Source organism: Brevundimonas sp. GW821-FHT09G01 (genome assembly GCF_059416065.1).
Map to the genome: position 1 here is coordinate 166,551 of NZ_JBWKOL010000002.1, position 12,622 is coordinate 179,172.

The 12,622-nt window shown below is 66.5% G+C and carries 7 protein-coding genes; 5 read left to right on the plus strand and 2 right to left on the minus strand.

The features are described from left to right. On the minus strand, window positions 1–1,599 hold the full coding sequence (locus tag AC07NB_RS05610; protein WP_494571232.1) for a DUF4153 domain-containing protein: 1,599 nt from the start codon (window positions 1,597–1,599) through the stop codon (window positions 1–3). Window positions 1,600–1,874: 275 nt separating this feature from the next. Between AC07NB_RS05610 and AC07NB_RS05615 the strand changes: the two genes are divergently transcribed. From AC07NB_RS05615 to AC07NB_RS05625, 3 genes are read left to right on the plus strand one after another with little or no spacing between them, the layout of a single operon-like run. Continuing rightward, window positions 1,875–2,435, plus strand: a complete 561-nt coding sequence (locus AC07NB_RS05615; RefSeq protein WP_492313855.1) for a hypothetical protein — start codon at window positions 1,875–1,877, stop codon at window positions 2,433–2,435. Then, on the plus strand, window positions 2,426–6,658 hold the full coding sequence (locus AC07NB_RS05620; protein WP_494571233.1) for an RHS repeat-associated core domain-containing protein: 4,233 nt from the start codon (window positions 2,426–2,428) through the stop codon (window positions 6,656–6,658). Before AC07NB_RS05615 ends, AC07NB_RS05620 begins: the two co-directional genes overlap by 10 nt. After that, complete coding sequence (locus AC07NB_RS05625; protein ID WP_291834259.1) at window positions 6,655–7,098, plus strand: hypothetical protein; 444 nt, start codon at window positions 6,655–6,657, stop codon at window positions 7,096–7,098. The genes AC07NB_RS05620 and AC07NB_RS05625 overlap by 4 nt, the downstream gene beginning before the upstream one ends. A 195-nt stretch (window positions 7,099–7,293) precedes the next feature. Here the strand turns inward: AC07NB_RS05625 and AC07NB_RS05630 are convergent, their stop codons facing one another. Beyond that, window positions 7,294–8,664, minus strand: coding sequence for a phophatidylserine decarboxylase associated domain-containing protein (locus tag AC07NB_RS05630; RefSeq protein WP_494571234.1), 1,371 nt, complete (start codon window positions 8,662–8,664; stop codon window positions 7,294–7,296). A 143-nt stretch (window positions 8,665–8,807) separates the two neighbouring features. Between AC07NB_RS05630 and AC07NB_RS05635 the strand changes: the two genes are divergently transcribed. Then, a complete protein-coding gene (locus tag AC07NB_RS05635) occupies window positions 8,808–10,061 on the plus strand; it encodes a TetR/AcrR family transcriptional regulator (protein WP_494571235.1) in 1,254 nt (417 codons plus the stop codon). A gap of 270 nt (window positions 10,062–10,331) precedes the next feature. Continuing rightward, entirely contained in the window at window positions 10,332–12,551 is a 2,220-nt protein-coding gene (locus AC07NB_RS05640; protein WP_494571236.1) for a TonB-dependent receptor, read from the plus strand. Window positions 12,552–12,622 lie beyond the last annotated feature (71 nt).

A 12,622-nucleotide genomic window follows, 5' to 3' on the forward strand; every position in this document is an offset into this window, starting at 1 on the left:
TCAGACTCCAGAGGCTGAGGTCAACGGGGCCGGGACGGCCACGGTCGGGGGAACGGTCGCCGAGGGTGCGAGCCGGGGCGGCGGCGGGGGCCTCAGGCGGCCGTCCCACATCCGTTCGCCGGGCCTCGGAACCAGCAGAGGCCGATGCGCGGTCAGGGCGTCGATCCGCTGCAGCCGCCGCGCATTGCGCCAGGTCCAGCCGCGCCATTCTGACTGATCCTCCTGCAGGCGCGCCATCAGGTCGCGGCGCACGGCGGCGGCGCGGTCGCGCAGTTCCGGATCGTCGGTCGCCTGTTCCAGCTCGACCAGCGACACCAGCGCCGGGGCGCCGAGATCGCGCAGGTAGCCGAGGTCCAGCTGGGCGCCGGTCCCGTCGATCTCGCGGGCGTGCCTGACGTTCCAGGCCGCGGCGACGGCGCCCAGATCGACCGTGCTGACGACGGCCAGAACCACCAGCGCCAGCTTCACATTGGCGCCGATGAGCCAGTCGCCGTCCTTGTTCTTCAGCAACCGCCAGCAGATCAGCAGCAGGCCGAGTCCGACCATGACCATCCAGATCATGGCCACGATGCGGAAGCGGGTCAGGGCGTAGCCCTCGATATAGTCCGCCGTGCGCAGCAGGGACGAGGCGACCAACACCATGTTCTGGGCCACCCACAGGACCACGAGTCCCCGCACCAGCGGACGCCGCGCCGTCTCCGATCCGGGCCGCAGGGCCACCAGCACGAACAGGCCGGCCAGCAGCGCCGTCGCGATCAGCGGATAGGCGCCGCGATGGGCGTAGTCCGCCAGGGTCATCTCGCCCGGCAACGGCGCGCCGCTCCACAGGAAGGCGACGTCCAGTCCGTTCTGGAGCGCGAACAGGGCGTTGAAGACCAGCAGGGACAGGGTCACCGAGGCCGTGTTCACGCCCGGGATCCGGCGCTCGCCCAAGGACGGCAGAGCGATCAGCTTGCGATACCAGCGCGGCCGCAGGGTCGTGCCGACCATCACCGCCACGATCCCGCAGCCGATCAGGCGCAGCACGGTCGATCCGGACGGCGCCGGGATCCGCGCCGTGTCCAGAACGTCGGCGATCAGGGGATTGGCGCGCGCGAACAGCAGCAGGAAGATCAATCCCCCGGCCGCCGGCAGGGCCAGCACCTTCAGCACGGCCGCCAGCGACACCCGGGCGGGTCTGCGCCGTCGCAGCCGCGCCAGCCGGACCAGATCGAGGATCGGCCCGACCAGCGACACCACGCCATGAATGACCAGACGTTGGGCCCACCGCCAGACGGCTTCCCCCTCGCGCACCCGCGCCGACAGGGCCGCGACGGTCAGCATCAGGCCGAACAGCAGCCATGACAGCGCATCGGGCCGCTCGATCATCACCGCCGCCATGGCCCCCGCCGCGACCACCGCGAACTGCGCCCGGCGGTCGCGCGCCAGGCCCTTTCGGATCAGCAGCAATCCGCCGATCCACGCCGCCGCGAACCCGCCGACGACCGCGCCCCATGGAATGGACTGGAAGAACAGGGCGTCCGCCAGAACGGCCAGGCCGGCGGCGACCCCCGCCTTCAGCCAGAACGACGATCGCGTGAATGGATGAGTGCTGAGCATGGGCCTCCCCTCAAGTGAGGGGCCCTTGTCGCGCGGTGCGGTTCAGACGTGCGGGGCGGCCCGGGGAGCTTCGGCGCAGACGGCGTGCAGAAGCGGTGCAGCGCCCCGTCGGTCACGTCTTCCGTCAATCACAGGTTGAGCGCCGCCCGCCCGGCCGAAAGATCAGCCAGCCAATCAAGCAAGAATATATTCCTGCCTACGTCCATTTCTGACGCATCCGTACTGTAGGATTTATTTCCTGCCCGCCTTGGGCGGACCTATAGACGGAGGGACACTTGCGAACACCCATTCACGTCCTCGCCTGTGCGGCGAGCCTGCTCGCAGGCTCGGCGACGGCCCAGGACGCCCAGACATTCCTGTACGACGCCAACGGCCGCCTCACGGCGAACACGACGGCGCGAACGACCGGCGATTCCGTGCGGTCGTATTACATCCTGGACGCGGCCGACAACCGCTTGGGCCACGGGGCGGTCCCCGTCAGCCCCCCGCCGGCCGGCGATACCTTCACCTTCCCCTACACCCTGGTCCCGACCCAGAAGCTGACCTCGGCCAACGGCCAGTACACGATGACGTTCGAGCCGAGCGGCGACCTGGTCATCCGCAACACTTCCGGCGCTCAGGTCTGGAACAGCTGCACCGGCCAGGGACGCTCCTGGTTCGTGCGGGTCTCGTCCGACGGCCAGCTGGCCATCTTCGACACCACCGGCGCTCCGTTCTGGACCGCCGGCGCGTCCGGCAATCCGGGCGCCGTTCTCACCCTTCAAAATTCCGGCGTCGCGATCCTGAAGAGCGCGGGCGGAACCACCCTCTGGACATCGAGCACCCCATGCGCCTGAGCCATCTTCTCGCATCAACCGCGCTGGGGCTCGGCCTCATCGCCCCGCAATACGCCGCCGCGCAGACGCTCCCGCCCGCGCGCTATACGCTCGATCCCCGAGGCATCGATCTGGTGCGGAGGGAATGGACGCCCATCAGCGCCCAGGTGGCGATCGGCGGCGAGACCGGCCTGTCCTACAGCCGGGTCCAACTGGCCTATGACCAGCCGTGGTGGGACAACGCGATCGCCGCTGTCCGATACACCGACACCGGCGTCATCATCACCGCCGATGGCATTTCCGAAGCCTTCGACGGCCCGTTCGGCGGCCCCTGGACTCCTGTCGAGAACAACGGGTCCACGCTGGTCTACGACTCGGTCGCGAACGCGTACACCTATGTTCGCGCCGGCACGTCCTATCGAATTGAGCCCGTCGGCCCTGAAAATCTGTTGTCCGCCCCGATGCTGACGCGGCGCGAGCAGCCGAACGGGCTACGGACGGATTACACCTACACCATCGACAAATACTGCCTTCCGGAGAACCCCGGCGATCCTTGCGGCTGGTGGAATGAAACGCATACCGCCCGGCTCCAGTCCTATCAGACAAACACCGGCTATCAGATCCACTATGACTACGAGCAGAACACAGACCCGATGGCTCTCAGCTGGGGCAGGGTTGCAAAAGTCACCGGGCTGAATCTTGCGGTGGACTTCTGTGACAAGGCCGCCTTCACCTGCACGGGTCTGACTCGCACATGGCCCAGCGTAACATTCGGCTACGCGGAGGGGCCGGGCTACCAAGATCAGATCCTGGTGGATCAGGCCGGCGTCGAGACGCGCTATCGCTACAGCACCCTGCTCGACGGCGACCGGTTGGTGGAACTCTCGGTCGGAGCCAGCACCACCCCTCTCGTGTCGGTCCAGTACGACCATATCAACCATTGGGTCGAGGCGGTGACCGACTCGACCGGCCGGTGGGAATACGGTTTTCAGGATACGGGCGCGACCCGCACCGCCCATGTCTACGGTCCGCTAGGGCAGAAGACGGAGGTCGTCTCGGACCTCGACACCGGCCTCGTCACCTCCGCGACCGAAGTCACGTCGACGTCGCCGACGACGAGCCGCACCTGGGCATGGACTTACAACGCCGGGTCTCGTGTCGACGCCGCCACGGGGCCCGAGGGTGAAACCGCGGAATACGTCTATGACGGCCGCGGCAACGTCACCCAGGTGACCCTGTCGCCCAAGACCGGTGGAACGGAGGCGGACATCGTCACCAGCGCCGCCTACCCGGCGACCTGCGCCAACCCTGTCACCTGCAACCGGCCGACCTCGACCACCGATGCGACGGGCGCCGTCACCGACTACACCTGGGACAGCACCCACGGCGGACCGCTGACGGTCACCCTGCCCGCACCGGGCGTGGGCGCCGTCCGGCCGCAGACCCGCTACGCCTATGCGCCCCAGACCGCCCAGTTCAAGAACAGCGCGGGCGTGATCGTGGCGGCCTCGACCCCCGTCACCCTGCCGGTCGAGACCTCCGCCTGCGTGACCGGCGCCACCTGCGACGCCACCGCTGACGAGGTCCTGACCACGATCGATTACGGCGTCGCCAGCGGCGTCGCCAACAACCTGCTTCCGGCCTCGATCAGCCAGGGCTCCGGCGCCGTCCCCGCCATGGCGGTGACGGCCCTGACCTATACGCCGGACGGCGACGTCGCCTCGGTCAACGGTCCGCTCAGCGGATCCGACGACACGACCACCTACCGCTATGACACGTCGCGGCGTGTGGTCGGCGTGATCGGTCCCGATCCTGACGGGGTCGGCGCAGGCCTGAATCGGGCCCAGCGCGTGACCTACAATGATCGTGGTCAGACGATCCTCAGCGAGGTGGGAACGACCGCCGGCCATACCGATCCGAACTGGGCGGCGTTCTCGCCGCTTCAGAAGAGCAGCGCCGTCTACGACGACTTCGGCCGGCCGATCGAGACGCGTCAGATGTCCGCCGCCGACGTCGTCTCCGGCGTGCAGCAGACCAGCTATGACGCGGCCGGACGGGTCACCTGCACGGCGGTGCGGATGAACCCGTCGACCTTCGGCGCCCTGCCGTCCTCGGCCTGTACAGCCGCCACGACCGGCGGTTTCGGCCCGGACCGGATCACCCGGGTGACCTATGACATCGCCGACCGGCCGCTATCGGTCACCACGGCCTACGGCACGGGCGACGCCCAGCCCCAGAGCCAGACCTATACCGCCGGCGGACAACTCGCGTCCTTCACCGACGCCAAGGGCAATGTCTCGCTGTTCGAGTACGACGGCTTCAACCGCCAGGTGAAGCTGCGCTATCCCAATGCGACGGGCGGCGGAACCTCGACCACGGACTATGAGCAGACCGTCTACGACGCCGTCGGCCGCCCCTACAGCGCGCGGAACCGGGCGGGCGAGCTGACCTATTTCGGCTACGACGCCCTAAACCGGCTGGTCACCCTGAACCTGCCGTCCGGCACCCCGGACGTCAGCACGGCCTATGACAATCTCGGGCGGGTGTTCAGCACCAGCGACGGAACGATCACGGTCAACACGACCTGGGACGCCCTGTCCCGCCCGGTCAGCGAGAGCTCCAGCGGCGTCGGCGCCATGGCGTACCAGTATGACGCCGCCGGCCGTGTGACCCGCATCACCTGGCCGGACGCCTTCTACGCCGACTATGAGTACGACCTGTACGGCGGCCTCAAGACGGTGCGCGAGAACGGCGCCACGTCCGGGGCGGGCGTCCTGGCCAGCTACGGCTGGAACGACCTGGGCCAATCCACGTCGATCACCCGCGCCGGCGGAAGCGGGGCCTCGACCACCTACGGCTACGACGCCTGGGGCCGGCTCTCCAGCCTCGCCCAGAACGCCGACGGCTCCACCAACGACGTGACGTTCGGCTTCAGCCACAATCCGGCCGGTCAGCTCGTCACCCGAACGGTGTCCAACAACGCCTACACCCGGTCCGGCGGCGGCGTGGACTACACGGTCAACGGCCTGAACCAGGCGACGGTCGTCGGCGGTTCGCCTGTGACCTATGACGGCAACGGCAACACCACCGGGATTTCAGGCGACACCTACGGCTACGACGCCGCCAACCGCCTGACCTCGGCCAGTGCCGGAGCGGGCGCGGCGGCCTTCACCTTCGATCCGCTGAGCCGGCTGGCGACCTCGACCGTCGGGGGTTCCACGACCCGGCGTCAATATGCCGGCGAGCAACTGGCGGCCGAGTACAACGCCGGCACGGGCGCCCTGACGCGCCGCTACATCCCCGGCCTCGGCCTGGACGATGTGGCGGCGGCCTATGACGGCGCGGGAACCTCGAACCGCAGCTGGCAACTGGCCGACGAACGCGGCTCCGTCATCGCCCAGTCCGGCGCGAGCGGCGCGGTGTCCAACATCAACACCTACGACGAATACGGCGTCCCGGCTTCGGGCAACGTCGGTCGCTTCCAGTACACCGGCCAGCAATGGCTGCCGGAGGCGGGCGCCTATCACTACCGGGCGCGGACCTATCTGCCGGAAGTCGGGCGGTTCCTGCAAACGGATCCGATCGGGTATCGGGCGGGGGCGAACCTGTATGCCTATGTGGGCGGAGATCCGGTGAACCTGGTGGACCCTTCAGGCCTTCAAGAACGAGAAAAGATTAGCGAATCCGAATGTCGGCGTCGTGGGTTGGTGCCGACCGGGACATATGACCCAGAAACTGGATTAGAAGAATGCGGCCGGGATATCCTCGGCCCTGGCTTCAGCCTTAGCTTTGGCGGAGGAGGAGGCTTCTTCGACGGAAGTCCTTGGGACTATGCCGTATCCAGTTCCTTCGCCGGCCGTTCGACACCTGTGAGTTGCGCCGCTTCCAAGCAAGTTGACGATATAGGAAAGGTGAGCCAAGCTGGAGAATATCTTCAAAATTTCAAAATGATAGCCATTGAAATGAGCACCGGCCGTGACGCAAGCGCTTACGGACGCCTTGGGAGCCTCTTCGCGATTACGAGCAGTGTTTCAACTTGGTCCACTAGTGTTGCTAACGGCCAAACTGGCGATGTGACATTCGTGAACGTAGGCGCCCCTCTCGTCGGTTCCTTGCTGGGTGGGACGGTTGGGGGATTTGCGGGAGGCCCACTTGGTGGACTCGGCGGCAGTTTCTTGGGAGACAGATTGGGTGGTTATGCCGCTAATCGGTACGAAAAGCTGCGGGGACAGTACTGCAAATGAGCGTCCAGAAAATCTATCCAAAATCAATGATCGTCTTACTGAAGCAGTCGATATTATTGACGATCCTGATTTTTCTCCTGTATCGTGAACAATTCCCCGCAGTCTTGTTTTCCTATATGGATACTCCGCCCGGCCTCTACTTGTTCTATTTGATTTGGTTGGGCGTCGCGGTCATATTCCTGTTGCGGCTTCCAGAGACCTTTCGGGCCCTCTTCAGAATTCCGGCTGTAGAATTCGACGGTCAACACCTCCTGATCAGAGGATGGCGAGATCGCACGTTTAACGTGAGCGAAGGCCACCCATTGAGCTATGCGGTAAGCACTGACGGCAAGCGGGTCCAAGTGTTGTCGAATGGCGTTCGGTCTGACCGGGTGACCCTCGAACATGTTGATGGCCCCGCCACACTCCTAAGGCTGCTCGACGAGATCGCTAAGCGTTAGCGTGCGACCACGGCTTCAGGAGAGCTCCATGCAACCGAGCTCCAGGGCCATGGCCGGGTGAACTGGCCGAACGCGGAGCGTGGCAGAAGCGGGGCGGCGGGGATTTCTTCCCGCCGCCCCTTTTTCGAGGGAGCCCGCTCTCACGCACCAGCGCAGCTAGCCCTTGTCCGGTGCGGTTTTCGCCGGCCGGTCCGACTAAACCACCGCCGTGGCGATGACGCTGCCCAGCGGGGTCGGATTGGGGTCGTTCTGGTGCTGCACGGCGTTGACCGCCCAGTCCTCCAGCACCACCCGATCCTTCTGGAACACCATCATGTGGGTGGAGCCGCCGAACTCGAAATGGCCGATCTCCACGCCGCGGCTGACGATGACCGCCGGATCGCCGGGCCCGACCAGGAACTGCGGATCGATGACGCAGGTCGAGACCTCGACCATGCCGATGCAGATCAGGGCGACATAGCCGCAGGTCGGGTGTTCGAAGATGAAGATCGCCCGGGCCGCGACGTGGCCGAGATAGGGCTGCGACTCCGTCCCCTCCCAGGTGCCGACATCCTCGCCCTGGCCCGGCCGCTGGGCGAAATAGGTGCCCGGCTGCACCCACGAGCGGACCAGCCGGCCGTCCAGGGGACAGTTCCAGCGGTGATAGTGGGTCGCCGACAGGAAGCCCTGGTACAGCTGGCCGCCCTCGAACAGCGAGGCGATGGCGGTCTGTCCGGCGAACAGGTCGGTCAGGGAGTAGTTCACGTCCTTGATCCAGAACTCGGTCTCGAGCGCGACGCTGTTGCTGTACTCCCAGGGCGTGGTCTCGCAGCCGATGTTGATCTGGGTGACCGGGTCGCCCTGGAAGGGCCGGGCGCCGGGAACGAACAGCCGGATGAAGAAGGAATTCCACGAGTCGAAGCCATAGCCGGGCTGGGTCGCGTCGAACTGCATCTGGTTCCACACGCCCGCCGACCACGCGGCCTGCGAAATCCACGAGCCGGCCTTTTCCGGATCGTTGATATCCAGCTTATCGAGCGAGGCCGGGCTCTTCAGGAAGGCGTTCCAGGCGTCCAGCACCGTGCGGAACTGCTCGTTGAAGGTCGTGTCGTGGAACAGGGCCAACCCCGCCTCGGTCGCCATGCCGATGGCCATCATGCCGTTCATGGGCGTGCCGACCTGGGCCGTCGTGTTGAACGAGGGCGAGGTGGTGATGATCTCGTTCAGCATGTCGAAGAAGGTGTCGAAGTCCGGGATCCATACGACGTCTCCGTCCTGGTCCTGGATCTGCTCCCGGGTCGCGGGGTCCAGCGTCAGGACGAAGGCGTTGGCCTGCTCGATCATCGAGTTGACCCACATCCGGTAGACGCTGTTCGAACTGACCCAGTCCTTGAGGTCCTGAACGGCGGAGACCATCGGCGTGAGCGTGCCCGCCGCCTTCTTCGCCGCGATATGGTCGCGCAGCGGCACGAGGAATTTCGCCGTCGCCCAGACCCGGTTGGGGACCCAGAACCCCATCTGGATCGGTCCCGCATTGTCGAGCGTCAGCAGGTTCGAACCCGAACCCTCAATCGGTCGCGTAGTCATGGATAGTCCCCCCAGATCGCGCCGGATGGTGCCCTGAAGGGGAATACAACTTAATATAGTGAAACCGCGCAACCCAATTTCAGGTTGATATCACCCGAGCTCACCACTCTCGACATCTCGCGACCTCACCGGCATTGAACGCCATGCCCTTCCTCCAGGCGACCAGTCGCGCGGCCGACGCCCAGCAGATCGTGGATGCGGCCATCGCCCATGCCGGAAAGGACGGCCTGCACAGCCTGACCATGCGCGACCTCGCCCAGGCGGTCGGCAAGAGCACGACCGTCATCGTCAACCTGTTCGGGACCAAGGCCGGGTTGATCCAGGCGGTCGGCGAGGAGGCCCTGCGCCGCGACGCGACCTTCCACGCCGAATTCTTCCACGCGGCGGAGGGCTTGAGCCCGGGGCGCGACAGCCTGCTGGCGCTGGTCCAGCACTATCTTCACCGGCGCGCCGCGGACGACGCCGGCTTCGTCCGCATCTGGGAGGCCCTGACGCTGGATGCGGACGCCGGCGCCGAGCGCCGCGACCTCATGCGCCGCTGGCATGCGCTCAGGGTAGACGCGTGGCGCGCCCACCTCGCAACCGAAGATCGAACAGCTGATTTTTCCGAGCCTTTGGTCGCGACCCTGACCATCGAGCAGTTCTATGCCGGAGCGCTTGCGGGCCGCCCCGACTACCAGGTCATCGCGGCCGAGGGCCTGGGCGGTCTCGCCGACCGGCTTCTGGGTCTTCCCGAAGGCCCGCCGACGGCCACCCTGTGGTATCGCCACCGCCTGATCCTGCCCAAGGCGCCGACGGACGGCATGGATCCGGACTCCATGCCCCTGAAGCTGCTGGACATCGCCGCGGACCAGATCCTCGCCGGCGGCCTCACGGCGATCACCAACCGGTCGGTCAGCGCGGTGGCCGGGACCTCGACCTCCACCCTCGCCTACCACTGGCCGGACATGCGCAGGTTCGTCCTGGACGCGGTCTGGCACGCCGTCTTCCGGGACATGCCGCGCTATCTCGCCGGCCAGAAGCCGGACGACGATCCCGCCCGCGTCGACCTGGATCGCTGGGCCTCCCGGATGATCCCGCTCGCCTCCATCCAGCCGGACGCCGAAGGGTTCTATGTCCGCTACGCCCGCCTGATCGCCAGCATCTGCGTGGAGGCCCGCCGCGACGCCTCCCTGCGAGATCTCGCCATGCTGCTGCGCGGCCCTGAGGGCGGCGGCACCTACTATAACCAGGCGGGAATCTGGCCCGCCGAGTTCGACCTCACCCGGCTGGCGGCCACCCGCTTCGCGCTCTGGTACAAGGGCGCGGCCCTGATCGCCCTGACGACCGGAACCCCGGTCAGCGCGACGGACCTCCAGACCGCGGCGGGCCAGCTGGTCGCGCGCAAGGCGCGGTAAAACAGGCGTTTTCTCCAGGGCGTCACAAAGTCCCAGAACATCTGACAAAAACACTTCAGGCGGGCGTCACAAAAGCATAGCTCGCCCATCCTACTGCCGGATCGTTGTCGAACGTTTGTTTTTCTTCGTCGCGACGGTGGCTCCAGCTCCTCCCCATTGCGGGAGCCGCCTCGACCCTCGACCGGACCAGCAGGCGTTCGACGACATCCCAGAACACTCGGCTCGCGAGGGTGGGGGTACTCCGCGCGTCGCCCGATGGATGGTCAAAAAATGCAACGTCTCCTCTTCGGCGCGTCCAGCGCCATTCTGGCCCTGGCGGCGCTGCCCGCCATGGCCCAGACCGCTTCCGAGCCCCAAACGACGCACGGCGCCTCTGCGCTCGATGATGTCGTGGTCACCGCCCAGCGCCGCGCACAGAACAGCCAGGACGTAGGCATCGCCCTGAGCGTCATCGGCGGCGAGGAGCTCGACGAGAAGGGCGTCAACGTCGTCAACGACATCGAGAATGTCGTCCCCAACCTCGAGGTCGACAGCCAGTTCGGCAGCGGCCAGCCCAGCTTCCGCATCCGCGGCATCGGCACCCGCGAATACTCCAGCAACAACTCCTCGACGGTCGGCGTCTATGTCGACGAGGTCGCGCACCCCTATACGATCACCACCCAGGGCGCGATGTTCGACATTGCCCGCATGGAGGTCCTGCGCGGGCCGCAGGGCACCCTGTACGGCCGCAACACCACCGGCGGCGCGGTGAACATCATCACCAACGCCCCGACGGCCGACCTGCGCTCCGGCTTCACCGCGGAATACGGCTCCTACGACCGCTACAAGGTCGAGGGCTTCGTCTCGGGCCGGATCGCGCCGGGCCTGCTGGGCCGCCTGGCCGCCGTCACCGAACAGGGCGGCGCCTGGCAGTACCACCGCGACACCGGCCAGCGCCTCGGTGATCGCGACAAGACCGCCATCCGCGGCCGCCTGACCTGGGACGCCGCCGAAAACGTCACCGTCGACCTGGCCGCGACCTGGGCCATGGACAAGTCGGACGGCCTGGGCTTCCGCCTGCGCGGGCCCTACGCGGTCAACGACGGCAGCATCACCTATCCGACCGACACCGCCTGGCGCATCACGGGCTGGCAGCTGTCGCCGGAAATGGCCGCCGTCTCGGGCCGCGCGCTCGGCTCCAAGCCGGGCCGCGACAACGACGGTCTGGACCTGGCCGCGCGCGTCGAGGCCGATCTGGGCTGGGCGACCCTGAACTCGGTCACCGCCTACCAGACCTTCAACCGCTCGGAATACAACGACTGGGACGGCACCCGCTTCAACGAGTCCGACGTCTATTTCTACAACGACCTGGAAGTGCTGTCCCAGGAACTGCGCCTGTCGAACGAGATCGGTCGCCTGAACTGGATGGTCGGCGCCCACTACGCCGATGAAAGCCTGGACGGCGGCTTCTACACCCAGTTCCGCGGCGCCAACCGCGAACTGATCAACACGCCCTACGAGCAGTCGGTGCAGGCGATGGGCGTCTTCACCCACAACAGCTTCGCCCTGACCGACCGCCTGACCCTGATCGCCGGCCTGCGCTGGGAACAGGAAGACCGCAGCCTGACCACTTCGGGCACCCGTCGCCTGAACGTGCCGGTCGGCCCGAAGGTGACCTACGAGACCGACCTGTCGGAAGTGACCGGCCGCTTCGGTCTGGAGTACGACTTGGCCGACAACGCCATGCTCTACGCCAGCGTGGCGCGGGGCGTGAAGTCCGGCGGCTTCACCACCTACAACGGCACCTCGGCGACCCCGTTCAAGCCCGAGATCGTCATCGCCTACGAGACCGGGTTCAAGTCGGACCTGTTCGACAACACCCTGCGCCTGAACGGCTCGGTCTTCTTCTACGACTATGAGAACCAGCAGGTTCAGGGCCTGGAGTACGACCGCGAGGCAGGTCGCCTCGGCAAGATCACCAACGTGCCCAAGTCGGAAATCTACGGCGGCGAGATCGAGCTGACCTGGATGCCGCTCGAAGGCCTGACGATCAGCCAGAACTTCGGCTACAAGGAGGGCGAATACACCGAGTATTTCGCCATCGACGGCGCGGCGACAGACGCGGCCAACCCGACGAACGGGCCGTGGACCGTCATCATCTCGAACGACCGTTCGGGCGAACCGCTGCAGTTCCCGAAATACAACTACGGCGGTTCGGTCGCCTATGACTGGTCGCTGGCCGGCTTCGACTGGCGGGCCGAGACCAACTACATGCAGCGCGACGCCATCTACAACGCGGCGTCCAGCTCGGTCCTGCCCGGCTACTGGCTGTGGAACGCCAACTTCAGCATGGGACCCTCGGACGCCAACTGGCGCGTGACCCTGTGGGGCCGCAACCTCTTCAACACCTACTACGAAGAGACCCGTAACGGCTTCAACGGCTCGGCCCGTCCGACCGCCTCGCCGAACCAGGGCCGCACGGTCGGCCTGCGCCTGTCGATGGACTTCTAAGCGAAGTCGCCCCTCCGGCGGGTCGGCCCTCCGACCCGCCGGTCCTTCCTTTCGTCTTCCCGGACGCCGCC